This is a genomic window from Planctomycetaceae bacterium (genome assembly GCA_041398785.1).
In the GTDB taxonomy this organism is placed as follows: domain Bacteria; phylum Planctomycetota; class Planctomycetia; order Planctomycetales; family Planctomycetaceae; genus JAWKUA01.
In genome coordinates, this window is sequence record JAWKUA010000013.1 from 1 (window position 1) to 19,518 (window position 19,518).

The following is a 19,518-nucleotide window of genomic DNA, read 5'->3' on the forward strand; positions in this document are numbered from 1 at the left end:
TCCTTCACCGCCGATTCCATCCACGCGCTGGTCGTCGGCAGACCGTCGCGGCGGTAGCGTTCGTAGTTCATCCGGGATTCGTTGTGTTCCAGGTAGCCGACTTCCAGGCGGAGGCGTTCCCGCGGATCATCGTCCGTTGCATTCGGAGGTGGTTCGCCGATGTGCTGCTGATACAACTTCAACTCGTCAATCACGCCAGCCACCTTGCCCTGCCACGCGCGAATCATCCAGTCGCAGTAGGCTGACCATGCCTGATCGGTTTTTCCCAGGCAGGCAACCGAGGCATTGAACAGGTGGCTCACCGCGTGAACGAAGTCCAGCACCGGAACATAGTTTTTGAAATGCGTCCGCTGAATCTTCCAGTTGCTGGGCAGACCGTCGCCCACGAAGGCTTTGCGGGGAGCTTCGTCGAACCGGCGACGTGATCGGGTTCATTCATGCCGATGACTGGCTGGCGGACGATGGTGTACTGAACAAAGTTGCAAAGGCGCTCGCTGATGATTCGATCGACGGCGTCTACGGTGACCTGCGGTATGTTGACGCAAGGGATCCTCACGTTATCCGACGACATTGGCGCGCCGGCGAGTACGACGTTTCGAAACTGCGTTTCGGATGGATGCCTCCACATCCGACTGTCTATCTGCGCCGCTCGTGCTACGAGCAGTTCGGTGCGTTCAATCTCAGCATGAAGACTGCAGCAGACTATGAATTGCTGGTCAGAATGCTGGTTAAGCACCAAATCAAGATGAAGTACATTCCTCACGTGATGGTCAAAATGCGGTCTGGCGGTGCCAGCAACGCTTCGCTGCGGAACCGTCTGAACGCCAATCGCGACGATCGGCTCGCGTGGTCAATGAACGGCCTGACACCGCCGTTTGCTCTGAGGTTCACGAAGCCTGTCAGAAAACTTGGCCAGTACTTCATTCGAAAGCCGCGTTTCACCGGAGTCGAGTCTTAAACGCGATGCGGCATCTCCCTGAGGACGTTGCCATCGTGCGGTAGGAGCAGCAGCCTTAAGAGCTCAACTCACGGAATCAGTTGTAGTTGGGCGACCCGATGGTTAACGTGGATACCGTGCCCGGTACGCTATGCTGTCGACACCGTGTCTGATTGTTCGCGGCACATTTTCCCCATGCCGTAACTCACATCGCAGGCTTGAGTGATTGTTACTGACTCGGGCGGTCTGCAGGAAGAATCGACAGCACTTGGTGTGCCCTGCCTGACGATGAGAGAAAACACTGAACGTCCGATCACAGTGGACGAAGGAACAAGCACGCTGTGCGGATCATCAGCAGAGGCACTGTACCGTCACCTGCACGAAGTCATTGACGGGAGATACAAGGTTGGAAAATGCCCCGAGCTTTGGGACGGCAAGGCCGCTGAACGGATCGTCACCGGGCGGTACCCGGAGTCTTGCGATAAGATTCAATCGCCGCCTGTCTCTGGATGTCGGTTCGAAACCGAAATTGCAGACTGGTATCGACGGCGGCAACGCCCCGTACGTCGGAATTGTGAAAATACTAATGAAGGGGAAGAAGTGCCACGTGTGAGAATTGACAGAGTGCACGCAGATGGCTAAAGATGGGTTACTTTGGGGGTTCCGGAATCCGGTGACTGAAGAGTAACATCTACGTCGCCGCTTCCTCGGTTGTTCGCATTCTTGTTTTCCAATTGTGGAGAATGTGAGGATCATGAGTTTCTCGTCGCTCCTGTTCTGCCATTGCCTGCTTCGTCGTTGCCTGACAGCGGTCAGGTCAGTGCGGATCTTATTTTGAATCTGTCGGGGAATGTTGGCAGCAATGTCGTCAACTGGAACGCGACTGGTTCTATCACCGTTACGCAATTCACAATGGCCACCTCCTGAACGGCAGCGGCAGCACCGGTGGCCGGTAGTTGGAGCGCAGTTTCGACAATAACCTCGGTGACTTGATTCAGGATGGTGTGGCCAGCGAAACCAACCGGCCTACTCCCGGATTCTCCTATCGAGTCAACGGCACTCAGTTTGCCGAGTTATTCCAAATTGACTTGCTTCGCACCAGCGCCTCCTGGTGGCGACGATATTGAGCCAGATGTATCCGGGACGGTTGACTATCCGGAGCTGATGGCTGGCGATGTGGTATCGTGGACCGGCTCGGGGTCGTTCATGTTGGACAACTCGACCTACGATACGTTCTTCATCGGCGGGAGCACTGGTATGGCAACGCTTGACGGCGGAAATTACGTCGTCAACGTCGCCGAAGCTGTGGCCGTACCGGAACCAGGTTCACTCGCGTTTCTGGGCTGCCTGATTCCGATTTGGTTTCTCTGTCGACGGCGGAGGATGCAGGCGTCGAACTGAACACATAAGGAATAGTTCGTGTTGCTCCGGGCTGACGGTGTTGCAGGCGTTTGCGTCTCATCGAGTTGGACAGAGTAGTGTCACCTCTGGTCATGGCCCGCTGAAATGGCCTGCGTTTGATTGAATGTGGGCTTGATTTTCATCGCCACTGACTCGCTCGTCAGTGGCTTTTTCGTCTGACTCGTCGGACGGCAGCGCGGGTGTGCAGCGGTCCGCGGCAGCAGCATTTCAACAGGGCCGACTGCTGCCGGTCTTCCGGAAGGTCGAGGCGGTGCCGACGGTCGAACTCTGGAGTCACGTCGTAGTCTGTCACGAATGGTGCTGACGTTTCGGAACGAACTTCGACAGGACGGGACGTCAGCGATGTGGCTGAACGCTGATGCCTGGAGGGCAGGCAAAGTGTCAGCAGGAGTCGGCGACCTTTGGTGGCACGCGTTCCGTGTCTGCAGCCAGCAGGCCCACAGGTGCGACGCAACATCGCCCCCTCCAGGTCTGGGTCAGCGATTCGACGGCACTCCGATCGCTCACGCCACCGGCCAGCGATACGCCGGCCCGCCGCGCCTGAAATGCATATGGACAAACACCTCATTTGCCTGATGATCCCTATATTGCCGTCTCGACAGGTTAGGCTGTGCCTCCAGGCGAATCGCCGTTACCCCGGCAGACGCTCATGAGGTCGAGTCGTTTTACTCTGCCGCAGCAGGTCACGCAGGTGGTGGCAGGCGTTGCGGGTCACGCAGCCGGTGAGCTTGTGTTGCTGCATCGCCCCTGGCTACCGGAGAACGCTCGGAAGTACACGCAGGAGTTGAGACCGGCTGGGTCTCTTCGGCGGGCGCGCTGTCACTCGTTTTGAAGAGATGCTTGCGCTAGATCACAGGCTGTCGCCGTGCAGTGGCAACAGTCAATGGGACGGCGGCTCTTGAGGTCTGTCTGCACCTTGCCGGAGTTCAGCCGCAAGACGAGGTCATCTGTCCGTCACTGACCTTTGTCGCCACGGCGAACGCTATTTCGCACTGCGTCGCGGTGCCGCATTTCGTTGACGTGTGTCCGCGGCGGCTGGGGCTGGATCTGAGAAACTGCGGGGTCGGTTGCAGCAGGTCGTCGCACCCGGAGCCAACGGACCGGTGAATCGCGAGACCGGTCGGCGCGTGGGCGGTCTGTCCCATGCACTGTCTGGGGCATCCTGTCGACATGGACGGTCTCCTCGATGTCTGTCAGCGGTTTGGCATTCCGCTTGTGGAAGACGCTGCTGAGTCGCTTGGTTCGTACTACCGGGAACGCCACACCGGTCGGTTTGGACTCGTGTCCGCGATAAGCTTCAACGGCAACAAGATCGTAACAACCGGTGGCGGCGGAACGATCACGACCGACGATGAACAACTGGCGGATCGTGCGAAGCACCTGACAACAACCGGCAAGGTTCCTCACGCGTGGGAGTTTTATCACGATTCCGTTACTGCAGAACTTTCGCATACCGAATCTCAACGCCACTGGCTGGGAGTCGCGCAGCTTGAGGTGCTCGATGACATCGTTGAAGCGAAGCGGCAGCTAGCCGATCGATACCGGGAAACGTTCTTATCCTGATGGCGTTCACTCCTTAGCGAACCGTCGGACAGCCGCAGCAGCTACTGGCTGAACGCCATCGTCCTCGACGCCGACGACCGTGACACGCGCGTTACGACTCTGCGTGAGTTGAACAACGCTGGCTACCAGTCCAGGCCGCTCTGGCAGCCGATGCACACTCTTCCGATGTACGCAAACTGTCCGCGGAGCGACCTGTCCACAACGGAATCGCTCTATCGCCGAGTCATCAACATTCCGAGTTCAGCGGATCTGATCCTGAACTCAAACGACGGAAGTGACCGAAATCGGAAATGACAGACGCGTCGGATCTCCCAGTCGTCGTTGTTGGTTTCGGCGGTCACGGACGAGTCGTCGCCGACGCATTGCGGACCAGTGGTCGGACAATCGCAGCCGCCACGGACCTGCACCCTGACCCGACTCTGTCCGGGAAGTTGGGCGTCGACATCATCACCGACGACGAAATGTGCGAGCGGTTTGACGCCTCCTCGGTAGAACTCGCATTGGGAATTGGATCCATCTGGCCGGGAACTGAAGATTCAACACGGTGCCGCGTCGCTCGGACGCTGACCGGATTGGGGTATCGTTTCACCGGCTTTCGTCATCCTGCGGCGTGGGTTTCGGCAATGGCCGCCATCGACACGACGGCTCAGATTCATGCGGGGGCGGTTGTGCAAACTGGTGCAACGATCGGCGAGCACGTGATTGTGAACACACGTGCTTCCGTTGATCACGACTGCCGTGTGGAGGCGTTTGCCCATATCGGACCGGCCGTCACGCTGTCGGGAGATGTTTGTGTCGGTCGCGGAAGCCATCTTGGCACCGGAAGCTGTGTGATTCAGGGAGTCACGCTGGGACCCGCATGTTTTGTAGCGGCTGGTGCGACTGTTGTTTCCGATGTGCCGGCGGGGCAGTATGTTCGCGGAACTCCGGCCAGGGCGTTTCAACCTTCCGGACCGCACGCGGCGCGATTTGGCGGCGCATAACACCTGAGGAACCTGAGAAGGCTCATGCACTCTGATCAACTGCTGCATTTGATTGACCGCAGCGCGCCTCTGTTTAAGGAAGAACTCAGAATTCACGGCGCGGCGATCCGAACGCAGATTGCTGAATCCCGCTTTCTTGTCGTGGGTGGAGCCGGGTCGATCGGCAGCGCGGTGGTGCGCGAGCTGTTCGCCCGGGGGCCGCGGGCGCTGCACGTCATTGACACGTCGGAGAACAATCTGGCGGAGCTGGTCCGTGATCTGCGGTCGTCGCTGGGTTACATCGAGGGTGATTTCCACGCCTATTGTTTTGATGTTCTGGGACCGGAATTTGACGCGTTTGCCCGGCATGTGCAGACGGAAGGACACGGCTACGACTATGTGCTGAACTTCTCGGCATTGAAGCACGTCCGCAGTGAAAAAGATCCGTTCACGCTGATGCGGCTGATTGATGTCAACATCTTTCTGACCAGGAAGCTGCTCGATTTCAGCCGGTCCATTGGGGCTCGGAAGTTTTTCTGTGTTTCGACCGACAAGGCGGCGAACCCTGTCAATATGATGGGCGGTTCCAAGCGGATTATGGAAATGTTTCTGCTGGGCGAAGACAGTACCACCGCGGTCTCGACCGCTCGCTTTGCCAATGTGGCCTTTTCGGACGGATCGCTTCCATTTGCGTGGACTCAGCGGATTCTGAAACGCCAGCCGATCGCCGCTCCCAATGACATTCGCCGTTACTTTGTCACAGCCCAGGAGGGAGCTCATCTGTGCCTGTTTTCCATATTGCAGGGGCAGGATCGCGAAATCTATTTTCCAAAACTCAGTGCCAATCTGCACTTGATTACATTTGCGGCAATGGCGGAGCGTTATCTGCAGTCGATTGGTTATGAACCCGTGTTGTGCGACACCGAAGACGAAGCACGTTCGCGTGTGGAAGAACTGGCCGCGGCGAAGAAGTGGCCATGTCACTTCTTCACAACCGACACAACGGGTGAGAAGGATTTTGAAGAATTCTATACCGAGTCAGAACAAGTTGACTGGGATCGGTACTCCGAGATCGGCGTCGTCCGAAACGAAGCGGCGGCTACTACGGAGGAGCTGAGTAAGTTTGTTCAGGAGATCGCTCGGCTGAGACAGCGTCAGTGGTGGAGCAAAGAGGAGTTGCTCGCGGCGTTCTCCGGGCTGCTGCCTCACTTTACTCATAAGGATACCGGTCGTACTCTGGATGACCGAATGTAGCTGACCGCGGCGGACGATTGCTGCGAAATCGGCAATAAATGCCGGCGAACGGACGTTTGCCCCACACGAGAAGTTCTACGCTGTCCTGACCTTCCGAAACGCAACGAAAGAAGATGTGAACAGCTCCGACATGCTGGTCTGTCGGCCAACGCAACGATTTAGTAGGCTCTGCAAGCTGAGGGTGAGACAGTAACCTGCCGGGAAATAACCAGTGAAGCTGTCGCCGATTTCTCGCATGGCGGACGGACCGCGCAACCCGTTTCTCGTGTAGGAGTTGCGACGACGCCCTCACCCGAATTTTCTGCTGGACGCTGAAAAGTCTCCCTTACCCGCGGCGCGGGCGAGGGATAACGTTTGTGATCCACAACAAAAGCGAGTGCCATTCGGCAACCGCCGTCGAAAGGAATCGACATGTCAGTTTCAGTAGGTCGCAGAGCCCTTGTAACTGGGATCACGGGGCAGGATGGGTCGTATTTGTGCGAGTTGTTGCTTGAGCGTGGATACGACGTTCACGGAATTGTCCGGCGGCTGAGCGGGTCCGGGGATGCTCGGATCGATCGACTGCATGATCTGGGGCGGGTCAGGATTCATTACGGAGATCTGACTGACGCCAACTGTCTGGACGAAATTGTCCGGCGGGTCGGCCGGATGAGATCTACAATCTGGCGGCTCAGAGTCATGTTCGCGTGTCGTTCGACAATCCGGTGTACACCGTCGATGTCGATGCTCTGGGAACGGCGCGGCTGCTGGAATCGGCGGTGAAGCTGAATCGGGAGAAGCCGGTTCGGTTTTACCAGGCTTCGACCAGCGAAATGTTCGGCAAGGTGCATGAGGTGCCTCAGCGCGAGACGACGCCGTTTCATCCTCGCAGTCCGTATGGCTGTGCGAAGGTCTTCAGTCACTACCTCGTGCAGAACTATCGCGAAAGTTACGGCCTGTTCGCGTGCAGCGGGATTCTGTTCAACCATGAATCTCCGCGGCGTGGCGAAACGTTTGTGACGCGCAAGATTACTCGGGCGGTCACGCGTATTCGCGAAGGGTTGCAGGACAAGTTGCTGCTGGGAAATCTGGATGCGAAGCGCGACTGGGGGCACGCTCGCGACTATGTCGAAGCGATGTGGCTGATGCTGCAGCAGGACGAGCCTCGCGACTACGTCATTGGAACCGGCGAGACTCATTCGGTGCGCGAGTTCCTGGACGTTGCGTTTGGACGAGTTGGTCTGGATGCCGACGAATTCGTGGAAATCGATCCTCGGTTTCTGCGACCGAGCGAAGTGGATTTGCTGCTGGGTGATGCGACGAAGGCTCGCGAAGAGCTGGGCTGGACGCCGAAAACGACGTTTCGCGAACTTGTGGAAGAGATGGTCGACAGCGACTGGGAGCTGGCTCGGGAAGAACGACGCGCGTTGGGTCCATCTGAGGTGACTCGGCGAGCGGCGTAGCGTTCGCTGCATTCCGCGACCAGAATCGAGCTGCGCAGGGTCGAGTGGCGCACGATTGACTCGTCTCCGAAATTCGTCGCTCAGTCTCGCCGAAACTGAAACGCCGCCATCTTCGGTGCTGGACGCGGAATTGCGTGATTCCTTCAAGAGATGCGGGCAGCCGTTGCGTGTCGCTCCGACATCACTGGTTCGCCGCATGGCACTGAGATCAGAACGCTGCCCACGATTACACTATCGGCGATCGGGAATCCCGCGATCGGACATATCGGATGCAGGCTTCGCGGGAATGACGAGGTGAGTGGCCTTGTTTGTTGGAGCTCAGGTCACAGATTTCGAAGATTTCACAGTTGATGTGAAGCCGTGCTGAGGTCGCTCCGCTCGGCGCAGATGTGACCGGGCTGAGACTCCGCTGTGAAACCGCTACGAATGCGGCCAGCGATGAATAGAGACCCTTGAGGTTTCGATCGCTTTGGTAACGCTCCCCGGGAGCCACCTGACGCTCTTTGTTGTCAGGGTTTGATTGCCCCGGTTGCGAGCCTTCTTTCCCGCCGAAATCCCGAGCAGGGATAAGCTTCACGGCGGGAATAACGATGCCCCTTTTCCCCCACCGCACCAGCGGTTCGCGCATTGTCGGTGTGACGTGGAGCGAAAAGAACTGCTGCCGAGTGCTACTTTTCCGCAGCCAGTTTTCGTTGGAGATCTTTGATTCTGCGGTTGTTGGCGGTGTTGTTCGGGTCGGCGAATTCGATTCGGCGCGACTTCTCCAGGCTTTCCTTTAGTCTCCCCTGCCGTCGCAGATGGTCGGCCAGGGTTGCCAGGAAACTGGTGTCATTGGGAACCCAAGTCAGGCATTGTTCCAGCCATTTTTCAAGTTCGTCCGGTTGCCTGGTCTGCAGCAAGTGACTGATCCGGCTGTCCATCAGCGACCGTCGGGGAGTCTCCTCGGGCGCCCGCCAGGTGTCGTCGGCTTGTAAGAGGAGCGCCTCTCGGAGTTCCGTATGCCGGATTCGTGATGCGGCGGCGACTGTGTCTTCGTAGTTGTCCGGCCCGAATTCCTTCAGGGCTTCGCTAACAGACATTTCGTTGACCGCGTCCAGCAGGACTGTCGCACGAAGCGGTTCTGAACCTGCTATCGCCTGATGGTAGAGTGCAGTTCCCAGTTCCCTGCTGCCGGTGTGGAACGCGGTATAGCCAAAACGAAGGATCATCTGGCTCTGGTTGGGTTCCAGGAAGTCGGCTCGCAGAATGTCGGCGGCTGCGGGTTCCGTCTGGCCGAGAAACAATTCCCAGACGGCAAGCCGTTCGGCGATCTTCGGCATCAGTTGAAACCGAGACTGGATGCCGCGGAGATCACTGAGAAACTGAGAATCCTCCACAAGCGACGCGATCGATCGCCGCAGAGCTTGTGCGTCACTCTTGTTGTCCAGTGTCTGCAGCTTGCCGTACCGATGGCTAAGAGAAGCGACTGACGTGTGGCTCCAGGCTTGCTGCAGATCCTTTTCGGCCAGGGAACTAACATCGACTGCGGACAACAGCACTCGCTGTCGTAGTGCATCCTCAGCCAGATCGGCTCGCACCCAGAAAGCGTCCGCATCGTCAGCTCTGACTGGCGCAAGGTCGATCAGTCGCTTTCGCAGGTCACTTCGCTGCTGAAGGACCTCCGGTGTAACGGGTGCCGCCAGGGATTGTCGTGCAGCGATCGTGACAGGATATAACCTTGTCGCCGCCCAGAGATCCGGCAGGAAGCTGACCGACGCCACCAGAAGACTGAGCTTGATAGCGAGCAGATTCAGCCAGCCAATTCGAATTCCGAAAAGGAAGTGCCGTCGGGACGATTCAAACCGCGAGTCTCGACTCAGCCCTTGAAATACCGCGTAGCCGCCGACCGCAGTCAGCAGGACCAGGTATACCGACGCGGGCGGCAGACCAAGACCGAAGTCAAACATTCCGGCAAACAACTGCGACACGACGCCAAATAATAAAGCCGCTCCCACAGCGACATGGCTGCGGTGCGTCGACGGGAACGCTTCTCCCAGGCCGGTGCGATATAGAACGCTGCCATGCACCAGGCCGATAATCCCGATCAGCAGAAACGCGCCGAATCCGACGATTCCTCCTTCCAGCAGGACTTCGACAAACTGGTTGTCGGCATTTTTGAACCAGGAGTGCGTCACGTGTCGCTGGTACGGCAAGGTGGCAAACTTGTAGGCTCCAAGGCCGCCTCCAGTGAGTGGAAAATCCCGGATCAGCCCGGCGGAATCGCCCCAGTGGGCGAACCTGGAACCGGCTTCTGTGAGAGGATCGCGGAGAGTCCGCATTTCCTTCAGGATGCCGGCATCGAGCTTGAAAAGCACCAGCAGCCCGCAAATGGCTGCAATCCCGGCAAGCGTCGACAGTACGGTGGCGGGCAAGCGACGCAGCGAGATCCGTCCCAGAAAAACTACAATAAGGCCGGCGATCGCTGCGGAGATTCCGGCTCGCGACTTCGTGGCGGCAAGTGCGGTTCCAATGAAGCCGAAAGCCGTCCACGCCAAGACGTTGTACACGCTGAACCGTGCGAAGTAGCCGACAAGTGACTCCGCGAAATCCCTGGCGGCCCGCAGCGGCGATGACCGGCCGGGCAGTCGGACATCGGGTTCCGATGCGGACAGCGGATACACCAGCAAGCCTGTCGCCGCCGCCAGACCGAGACACAACCACCCGGCCGCTCCGTTCGAATTGACGAACGTGGAAAACGGACTTCCGGCTCCGTCCCACCAGCCCGGATGGATCAGAAAACGGTTCCCGCTGAAAAGCTGAAGCAACGCCAGGACAGCATTCGCCGCCGCGTTCAGTGTCAGCGCTCCGAGCGTAACAAGTACCGTCTTTCTCGAATGCACCTGTTCGAAGGCCACAAACGCCAGCAGGATCAATGATGTCAGTTGCGCAACCAGAAACCGTGTATCCGACGGCGAAGCGGTAAGAACGTTACGGCCGCTATTGGAAGGAAGTTCGAAGGCCGAACGCAATTCCGGGTGGACAGCATGATCCATGCCGGAAATCAGCGGGCGGTGGATCGGCAGCAACTGAATCAGGCCAACGGCCGCCAACAGAACGAGCGGAAGGATAACGACCGGGATGACATCGTCACGTTTTCCCCGCAGGAGCCGCCCGCCGACAGACAGCAATGCGGCGATGATTGTCCCTGCCTGCAATACCAGCCGTGCATGCGGAATTCGTCCACCGTGCATCCATGGCACAGCACAGACAGTCAACAGCAGAATCGCGAGGGCCGCTGTGCTCAAGCCTCCGCCGATGCGCCGTGCCGGCGTGTGCCTTGACGATGATCTTGCCGCTTTCTTAGTCACCGGTTCACAGACTGAGGTACAACAATGGAACCTGGTGCCGGCGGAGCTGCGTGCATGTGGCTGGCGGTCGACTCCGGCTGCAGCCGACGCTGGCGCAGATCCCGGATGAGGAGTATCAACTGATCCTCAAACTTGCGAAGTCCGCCGATCAGCTCGCTCATCCATTCACAAATGGAACCTTCACCCACGGCACCGATCACTTTCAGATGCCCGACTCGCATGTCTTCGACGATGAGTGGAATTTCGGACTTCCACGCCTCATGTTGTTCTGTGGTGGAACGCCGCTGCCAACTGGCGTGGTATTCTTCGCCGACCATCGGCAAATTCACCATCATTTCGACTTTATCCATTTCGAATCGAGCGGCGAAGTCCGTTAGTGTCTGCCAGAGTTCTTCCCAGTCATGGTCGCCGTGAAGGTGGAGCTTCTCGTCGTGCAGAACGGACGTTGATGTCGGCGACGTCGGCCGCCGCACCATGGACCCCGCCAGACGACGTACGCGATTGCGCAGCAGCGACATTTCGCTGTGCCCGAATGTCCGGGTGAGCACCAGCAGCGCAAACGCCGTGAATACTGCGACAATCGTAATCGCTTCATTGTGCATCAGGGTTCCGAGAACCGCTCCGATTCCGGTCAGTGCACAGAGCGACCCTACAACCAGCAGCAACTGCACGCCGCCGTGGCCCCTGCGCTGCAGGCAATGATGCAGGTGACCGCGGTCTGTCGTATAGATACTTCGGCCTGTGAGCTTGCGGCGTACGATCGCCATCGAAACGTCAAAGATCGGAATGGCCCAGATCGCGGCGGGCATCACCAGTGCGGCGGCGGTGTATTGCTTCATCGAACACTTCAGGGCGACGGCTCCCAGAATCAGGCCGATCAACATACTGCCCGAATCGCCCAGGAACATCTTCGCCGGGGGAAAATTGTAGAACAGGAATCCACTGAGTGCTCCCGAGAGAACCAGGGCCACCAGCAGTCCGTCAGGACGTCCGCCGAGGACGATAGCGACGGCCGCAAGGGACAAACTCAGCACGATCCCTGTTGTACTTGCCAGGCCGTCAACGCCGTCAATCAGATTCAGCGCATTGATGGCACCCAGCAGCCAAAAGACGGTGATCAGGGGCGCGAGGTCACCAAAGTTCACCTGCAGCCCGAACGCACTTGCCTGCTGCATCGTGATCCCGGACGGTAACATGATCACAGCGGCCAGGAACTGCCCGAATAACTTCTGACGTCCGCGCAACTGGTAACGGTCATCGAGCATCCCGACACCGACGAGCACGATTCCTGATGCACAGAGGTACTGCAGGAACAACTTGTCACCCATCGTCGTGTAGAGCGCTCTCGGGAAGAACCAGAGCGTCACAGCGATGCCGATGCATGTGGAAAACAGGAGCGTGGGACCGCCTGTCAGCGGCACAGGTCGCTCGTGCAACTTACGATGCTTATCGGGAGCGTCAACCACCCCGAATGCCGTCGCAACTCTGGCGAGCACAGGTGCTGCAACGAGGCTTGCCAGGAACGCGGCAAAATAAGCCAGCAGGCTTTGGCCCATGGGAAAACAGACGGCGGCAGGTATGGGGGAGATATTCCGGTGATCCAGGCATCGCAAAAGACGCAAGTCTCACCGCTTGTGGTGATCTTGCAGACACTACAGCGTCTGATGCAAGCATTCAATGGGCGAATTCGGAAAAAGCCATCCAATCTTCACAAGGGAAATATTGCGACTTATCGGCACGTACGCTGCATCGGCGCAGGTGGACGAGACAGCCGCGATCGCAGAATCCGGGGGTCGCTGCCGGCAGCCTGAAGCCGAGGAGTTCCTACGTGTGCGTGCGGCGCGAGGGTTCCCGATGACGGGGGGCCTCAACCGTGGTTCAGGACACACACCGATACAAATTGCGGCGACCGCAAAGCATCAGATCATGTAATCCGTGCTGCGGCCAAGCACTCGGTCCACGAGTTCCTGCGGAAAATCCACTGCGGGCGACCGGTCGGGGTCCAGGTCTGTCGGGTTGATTCCGCAGTACACGGACCAGGGGCCGAGATGTCTCCAGCGGCCCGCCCGGCGCGGTTCGCCGGGCAGCACGGGAGTGGTGCAGCGATTGCAGCCAATCGTCGAGTAACCCTGCTTGTGCAAAGGGTTTACGATAACACGATGTTCGGCGACATAAGCGTCCATCTGGTCGTCGGTGAAATTCACCAGAGGGTTGATTCGCAGGCAATTGAGCCGCGTGTCAACAGCCAGTATCGGGCACGTTCCGCGCTGGCCGCCGTCAGCACGGCGCAGGCTTCCGACCAGAGCGTCGAAATCGCCGGCGACTTTATCCAGTGGAGCTGATTTCCGTAATTCGCAACACTGTTTTTGTCCTTCAGGACTGAGGTACAGCACGCCATGTTCTTGTGTTTGCTGTTCCATCGATTTTTCCGGCGACAGCGTTCGCAAATCCGTCGCGTATTCGGCGATCAGCCGGTCACGAGTTTCGAGCGTTTCCGCGAACAGCACACCGGTGTCGACGAACAGCACCGGCATCTTCACGGGAATCGAGTACAGCATGTGGCAGATGACGTTTCCCGACCTTTGCATTGACGACAATGCTGCCACTCGCGAGCCGAAGATTTCCCTGGCCCATTCCAGTAGTTCCTGCGGCGTCCGTTCTTCGAAATTGCGATTCAGGTCGATCAGATCGACCTGCGACAGCCTTGCCATGTTCCAGCGTTCCTTGTGGCGGTGACGACACGAAATGCGGTGGAATCATAGCCGTTCGCCGGAATGCCTCCAGTCACCGCGCGCAACGAAAAACGGCGACTCCGCCAGTTGCAGAGTCGCCGTTGTCGTGTTATTTCAGCCAGCGTTGATCGGAAGTGCCCGCGTGACGCGGGCACACCGCAATCAGCGGTCAACAGCCGCGTCCCACCACCAGCGGTTGTCCTGCTGTCCGACGGGAGTCGCTTCAGAAACGCGCTTCGTCAGCTCATCACTTCTGTGGAATGCAGCCTCATCAGAAGTCAGCTCACCCACGTCGGCTCGAACACCGCCGGCGACCTGAAGGACGACGCTGCGATCTTCGTAGACTCGAGATGCTGCTGCAGTCATCAGTTCCGTGGGAACGTCGACGGATGCCGTTGTGAATTCGCCGTCGGTTCCGAATGTCTCCGGCATCCAGCCGACCTGGCGGGCCAGACCATGTGAATGCAGCAGCGACGTGACAAGTGCCATGTCAAACACGTTTTCAAGGTCAGCAAACACCGGATCCTGCTTTGCCAGAGCCGGCAGGTGTTCGGTGAAGAGCCGTGCAAATTCCGCGTTCGGACGGCGAGCCTTGCCGGTGGCTTTCCGGCTGCCGTCTTCGTTCACGAACTGATCTTCCGACAGACATTTGATTGAACGTCCGGTCAGTTCGAACACGTTTCCGTCGGGCGACGTGTTGATTGCTTCGTATCCGACCGTCATCCACCATCGCAGTGCGTCCAGAGATGATCCGCGGCGTTCGGAACGTGTCAGCAGGTCGAAGTAGCTCTTCATTCCGGCGACACCAGCTCGACGGCCGATTCCGATTTCCTTCATGCGGTAGTCTGCTTCGACGATCACGGAAGCAACTCGCGAATCCGCGGGAACACCCTGAACGAAGACGTTTTGCAGTCCCAGTCGCTGTTCAAGTTCCTGTGCCCACTGTCCGGCGGTATTTGCTGTCAGGTCGCGACGATTGCGACGGACGAATTCCTGCAGTTGCTGAACCTGGTCCTGCTTCGGGTCAATGGTACACATGAAGAATCCTTCGCCGGCGGCGGAGAATGTCCGCGTCAGCGTGACCAGGTCGTCGAGCTTCAGCGTCGGTCGGCCGGTCACGGTGTTGACAGCCTGGCCGCGAGCATCATTGGCCCAGTCTCCCGCCGGACCGGCGATGACGACGTCTCCGGTTTCCGGAAAGACAAACAGGTATTGAACGCGAGTAATGCCGGCAAGATTGGAAATTTCCTCGGGAATCGGTGTTCCCTGAGCGATCAGGTCCCGAACCTGCTGTTCCAGCCGCGGCAGAGAAACCATTCGCAGATCCGAAGTCGATCGGACGTCAACGTTGTGGTTCGCCGTGCGGGCAAGTTCGACAGCGGTCAGCATGCGTGAGTTGTCGTCACGGACGGCAAGTGCTGCCAGGATCGCGGGTGCCCCGACAAAGACCCCCTGACCGGCGGTGAATGCCATGATTCGCTGGTTTCCGTTTTCGTCGACCCATTGCTGCGGGTCGCCGTTTCCGGTCTGGCTCCGAATCAACTGAATCAACTGCTGCGGCATCGCGAACGGGCTGCCACCTGCCGCCGGATTCATTGAGTCGGCCAGCTTCTGAGCCTTCTCCGCGGTAACTCGGTCACCAGTGAGCCGGGCGGCGGTCCGAATGTTCTTGACCGCAGTGACAAAGTCGCCCTTTTCGGCCGCGGTTCGAGCATCCTGACGAAGCTTCTGGGCTTCTTTCGCGGATTTCGCGTCGACCGTGGTGACGTCACCGGCCTGGACTGAGCCGGTAACCGTACAAGCCAGCAGAATCGCGGCCACAATGGCGGTGACGGGAGACGAACTCGCACACGGCCGGAAAGGCAAACTTACTCGCAGCATGGAACGGGCCTTTGCCTGGGGACGTTGCCTTGACGGGAAACAAGGCCATAAGATCGAATAAGCGCCGCGACTCAGCAGGGTGCGCGTGCGCAACGTTTTCGGGGATGTTCACCCAAGCCTTAGCATCGTCCTGCCGCGTCCCAACGTCAAGAAGATTCCAGCAAATCACCAACGCTCAAGTCGTCCCGGATTCAACGTTCAGGTCGATTGCCACGGTTGTACGGCGTGTGCCGTTCCGAGCGTGTTGGTCAGGCAACCTGTCGCGGTTTTTCGCAAAGCCAATCGGTCATGCCGGAGCTTCCTGAGGTCGAGACGATGGTCCGGGGAATTCGACCACACGCCGAAGGCAGAACGATCCTGGACGTGGAGTTCTGCCGCTGCCCTCGCCGCCCCATTGAAATCATTCCCCGACGAGCCGCGTTTCGTTCCAGAGTCCGAGGTGCGACGATCCGAAGAGTCTTCCGGCTGGCCAAACGAGCTGTGCTGGAACTCGACGCCGACATCAGCATCGTGATTGAGCCGCGGATGACCGGTCTGCTGCTGGTTTCCGATCCGCCCACAACGCAGCACCGGCGCGTCTGCTGGCATTTGCGGCCGAAAAGCGGGCTGCGGAATTCGTTCGAATTCTGGGATCGACGGGGTCTGGGAACAGTGCGTTTGCTCGACACCCAACAAATGGATCACCTTCGAAGTCGGCTGGGACCGGACGCCATGCAAATCGAACCGGCTGACTGGAAGCGACAACTCGCCGGAACGTCTCGGCACATCAAGGTCGCGCTGCTCGATCAATCGCTCGTCGCGGGAATTGGCAATCTCTATGCCAGCGAAATCCTGCATATGGCCGGGATTTCGCCGTTCAAACGATCGAATCTGCTGCCACCGAACGCACTGCGTCGACTGGCCGACGCGACGCAGGCTGTGTTGTCAGATGCCATTCTGCACGAAGGCTCGACGCTCAGTGACGGCACCTACCGAAACGCTCTGAACAAGGACGGTGGCTATCAGAATTACCACCGTGTTTACGACAGGGAAGGCCAGGTCTGTTCGTGCTGCGAACGAGGAATCATTCGCCGCGCCGTTCAGGCTCAGCGTTCAACGTTCTACTGCCCGATCTGTCAGCGTACGCCCCGCAAGACGTGACGCGGTGCCGGGACCTGCTCCAGTCCGGCAAGTGACTTCATCGCGAATCCGGCCGACGGTGATACAGCGATTTCGGGCACTTCAGCGCGAACGATTTCGCCGCTCTCGCTCGGTGCTCTCACTCACCGCACGGTCCGCAGCCGAAGCACGGACCGGTGCCGCCACACGACTTGCACGTCGGCAGTTGGCAGGTTTCGACCGTCCATTCAACGACCTGCTTTTCCTTTTCCGAACTGACCGCCTTGAGTTTGCTCACGCGCCGAACCCGGCAGCCGCAGAGTTTGTTTTTCATGCGACTCAGGAAGCCGTTGCCGCAGTTCGGCTGGCAGTTGGCGGTCGGGCACGTGTTGCATTGAATCCCCGCGCACTCACTGCATTCACTCAAGCCACAGCCGCCGCAGGCTGGTGTGTGGCAGTCGGAATCGCAGGCGTCGAAGCCGCAAAGTTTTCCAAGACAGCTTCCGCATTTGGGAAGCTGCACGGGAGGAATGCAGACGTACTCCGATTCCACATCGAAACACGTGTGCTTTTCCTTGACCGTCTTGCATTCGGGACGGCACACCAGCATACAGGCCGGCGCACCACAGCCGCGGGAGCAGCAATCGGGCTTACGACAGCCGAGAAAATCGAATCCCGCCACGACGGCGGGGGAAGTCACGGTTGAAATCGCAGTGATCGCGATCAGCGGAAGTATGATTCTCATCGGAAGTCGGCTCCGAGTGTTGGGTAGAGGAACAATGCAGACGCGTGCATCTCGACGTGTCAGTGCGGTGTCTCGCACCGGGAGGACAGGTGTCCGGTCGTTCTCAAAATTCAACGGCGAACCGGGTACCGGCGATCAGGTAGTCACCGCCAGTGAATCCCGCCACGTTGCGGTTATCAATCTGCCCGTAGATCAGGTTGAACTGCACCTTGGAGTACGGAGTCCAGAACCAATTGAGTGCCAGTGTGCCGGATTCTCCGACGCCACCGAGGATGTCGGCATCGGTCACGTCCAGGTACGAATACCGTGCCGCGATGTTCCAGGCACCCCAGCCGTGGCCCCGGCAGCCATCGCACTTGTCGACCAGGAAAAAGTTTTCGAACGGCTTGACGCGGCCGATGGTGCCCGATGTGCGTTCATAAGGGATGTGTTCGCCGGTCAGAAAGTACGAAACGTAGAAGTATCCGCCGTGGAACTGCACGTCCGAGAAGCCGTCTCTTTGAACAAAGTTGTGCTGGTATTCGCCGACAACCTGCAGCGGACCGACGTTGAAGATTGATTCCAGTCCCAGAACTTCGTACCAGTGGGCTCCCGCGATGCGTCCCGTGTCCAGCCACCTCGAATCGCTGCGAGCTTCCGGCCGAGTTCGAAACCGGGATTCGTTGGAATTCGACATAGCCGCGGTCACATCGCCATCGGGCTTCGCAGCCATGCCGGAGATCGCCAGATGAAAGTAGCCACGCCCGTCGGACGCTTCGTCATACCACGGACTGGTCGCCAGTCGTCCGTTCAGACTCATTTGACGTGAGTCGCCGATCACGCGGCCGTCGGTTGTTATGTTTTCCAGGTAGTAGGCACCGTATCGCCAGTGGATGCTTTCATCGTCGGTGTGGCCGTACATGCAGATCCCGGGACGGCGAGCGTCTTCGTTGAATGCTTCCACCACAAACGGCCGTTCCAGAAACACGTTGTTTCTGCTGCTGTTCAGATGATCGAGTCCCAGTGGCCGTTTCTGGTTGCCGATCAGCAGTTCCTGGTTGTTCGGCAGGTTTTTGAAGCCGAAGTAAACGTCCTTGAACTCCGGAGTCTGCGGATTGTTGAAGTCGATCTGCGTCCGCCAAAGCATCGTTTCCAGAATATCGCCGCCCATTTCCAGACGGACACGTCGAAACGCAAAGCGGTCTTCCGGATCCGTACCGAAGTTCGCCTGAGCGGGGTCCGGATGTTCGAAGAAACCGATGGCGGGATCCTGGTTCAGGAAATCCCAGAAGTCCGCGTGGATTCGGCCGTTGAGCTTGAACGTTGGCTTTTTTGCGGCGTCGGCTTTGGCCTTCTTTTCGGCTTCGTCGAATTTCGTCCAGGCCGTGTCGAGTTTTTCCCAGCCCTCTTCCAGCTTCTTCAGGCGGTCCTCGAACTCGTCTTCGGGTTTCTTATCCGCTTCTTCTTCGGCGTCTTTTTTCGCATCTGCGGACTCGTCGTCGTCTTTAACTTCGTCGGCAAACGATGCGGTTTCAAAGCGCGGGGGTGCCAGGTTCTGAGCTTCCAGTTCCTGAATCCGCATCTCCGCGGCCTGAAGGCGTCGCAGCAGAGTGTCGAAGTCGTCCTGTGCGAGGACACTCACGGAACCGCCTGTCGCAGCGGCGGCAAATACGCATACCGACAATACGAGTCGCATCCGGAACACAGTGCAACCTTCCCTGGCTGTGTAGTCCAAACTCGGCGCGGTCCAACTCCATGGCCGCTTTTGTTAATGCCTTTGCTACTTTCGGATCTTGTCGTGACCGGCTAGCGACTTCGTCGGTCGCGGCCGCTGATCTTAACAATCGAAATCGACCTGGAGCGGAAGTACCGAATTTTGCACTCGCAACGACTGCGCCGGATAAGCACGCCGTCACGGATATTCCGGCACTCAGACGTCACCAGGCTCGCCAGGACGTCGTCAGGATGACTTATCAGAGATGACTTAATCGTTACGATCGTTACCTTTCATTGACGACCGATACGGTACGGAAGTCGGCTTTCCCGCTGATGTCATCCTGGTGCCATCGCACCGTGATCACCGGGGATATATCCAGGTCGGGAAGTGTGCGGAAGACATCGTCTTTCGCAATGGTTGGCACCGTTCCTTCAGAAGG

Annotated in this window: 12 protein-coding genes and 2 pseudogenes; 7 read left to right on the forward strand and 7 right to left on the reverse strand. The window is 58.4% G+C overall.

The window, feature by feature from the left end; translation table 11 throughout:
• Positions 1-386 (reverse strand): hypothetical protein (locus R3C19_15655; protein ID MEZ6061783.1); only part of this gene is annotated, 386 nt, incomplete at its 3' end.
• 35 nt (positions 387-421) lie between these two features.
• Here R3C19_15655 and R3C19_15660 point away from each other — a divergent pair.
• The 6 genes and pseudogenes from R3C19_15660 to gmd all read left to right on the forward strand — a co-directional run bounded on the left by R3C19_15660 (position 422) and on the right by gmd (position 7,580).
• On the forward strand, positions 422-958 hold the full coding sequence (locus R3C19_15660) for a hypothetical protein (GenBank protein MEZ6061784.1): 537 nt from the start codon (positions 422-424) through the stop codon (positions 956-958).
• A 1,185-nt stretch (positions 959-2,143) separates the two neighbouring features.
• Complete coding sequence (locus R3C19_15665) at positions 2,144-2,338, forward strand: PEP-CTERM sorting domain-containing protein (GenBank protein ID MEZ6061785.1); 195 nt, start codon at positions 2,144-2,146, stop codon at positions 2,336-2,338.
• 870 nt (positions 2,339-3,208) lie between these two features.
• Positions 3,209-4,216: pseudogene (locus tag R3C19_15670) on the forward strand (DegT/DnrJ/EryC1/StrS family aminotransferase).
• Positions 4,213-4,905, forward strand: coding sequence for a NeuD/PglB/VioB family sugar acetyltransferase (locus R3C19_15675; GenBank protein MEZ6061786.1), 693 nt, complete (start codon positions 4,213-4,215; stop codon positions 4,903-4,905). Before R3C19_15670 ends, R3C19_15675 begins: the two are co-directional and overlap by 4 nt.
• A gap of 24 nt (positions 4,906-4,929) precedes the next feature.
• Positions 4,930-6,138, forward strand: coding sequence for a UDP-N-acetylglucosamine 4,6-dehydratase (locus R3C19_15680; GenBank protein MEZ6061787.1), 1,209 nt, complete (start codon positions 4,930-4,932; stop codon positions 6,136-6,138).
• A gap of 411 nt (positions 6,139-6,549) precedes the next feature.
• Positions 6,550-7,580, forward strand: a pseudogene (gene gmd / locus R3C19_15685) (GDP-mannose 4,6-dehydratase).
• Between the two features lie 668 nt (positions 7,581-8,248).
• On the opposite strand, the gene R3C19_15690 reads toward gmd, so the two are convergent.
• The 4 genes from R3C19_15690 to R3C19_15705 all read right to left on the reverse strand — a co-directional run bounded on the left by R3C19_15690 (position 8,249) and on the right by R3C19_15705 (position 15,540).
• A complete protein-coding gene (locus tag R3C19_15690; GenBank protein MEZ6061788.1) occupies positions 8,249-10,810 on the reverse strand; it encodes an O-antigen ligase family protein in 2,562 nt (853 codons plus the stop codon).
• Positions 10,811-10,923: 113 nt separating this feature from the next.
• Positions 10,924-12,363, reverse strand: a complete 1,440-nt coding sequence (locus R3C19_15695) for an MraY family glycosyltransferase (GenBank protein MEZ6061789.1) — start codon at positions 12,361-12,363, stop codon at positions 10,924-10,926.
• A 483-nt stretch (positions 12,364-12,846) separates the two neighbouring features.
• On the reverse strand, positions 12,847-13,638 hold the full coding sequence (locus R3C19_15700) for a phosphoadenylyl-sulfate reductase (protein MEZ6061790.1): 792 nt from the start codon (positions 13,636-13,638) through the stop codon (positions 12,847-12,849).
• Positions 13,639-13,821: 183 nt separating this feature from the next.
• Complete coding sequence (locus tag R3C19_15705; protein ID MEZ6061791.1) at positions 13,822-15,540, reverse strand: DUF1598 domain-containing protein; 1,719 nt, start codon at positions 15,538-15,540, stop codon at positions 13,822-13,824.
• 288 nt (positions 15,541-15,828) lie between these two features.
• Between R3C19_15705 and R3C19_15710 the strand changes: the two genes are divergently transcribed.
• Positions 15,829-16,680 carry a DNA-formamidopyrimidine glycosylase family protein gene (locus tag R3C19_15710; GenBank protein ID MEZ6061792.1) on the forward strand — a complete coding sequence of 284 codons (852 nt, stop codon included), beginning with the start codon at positions 15,829-15,831 and terminating at the stop codon, positions 16,678-16,680.
• 118 nt (positions 16,681-16,798) lie between these two features.
• Here R3C19_15710 and R3C19_15715 read toward each other — a convergent pair whose 3' ends face one another.
• On the reverse strand, positions 16,799-17,383 hold the full coding sequence (locus R3C19_15715; protein ID MEZ6061793.1) for a hypothetical protein: 585 nt from the start codon (positions 17,381-17,383) through the stop codon (positions 16,799-16,801).
• A gap of 103 nt (positions 17,384-17,486) precedes the next feature.
• Positions 17,487-19,004, reverse strand: coding sequence for a porin (locus R3C19_15720; protein ID MEZ6061794.1), 1,518 nt, complete (start codon positions 19,002-19,004; stop codon positions 17,487-17,489).
• Between the last annotated feature and the right edge of the window lie 514 nt (positions 19,005-19,518).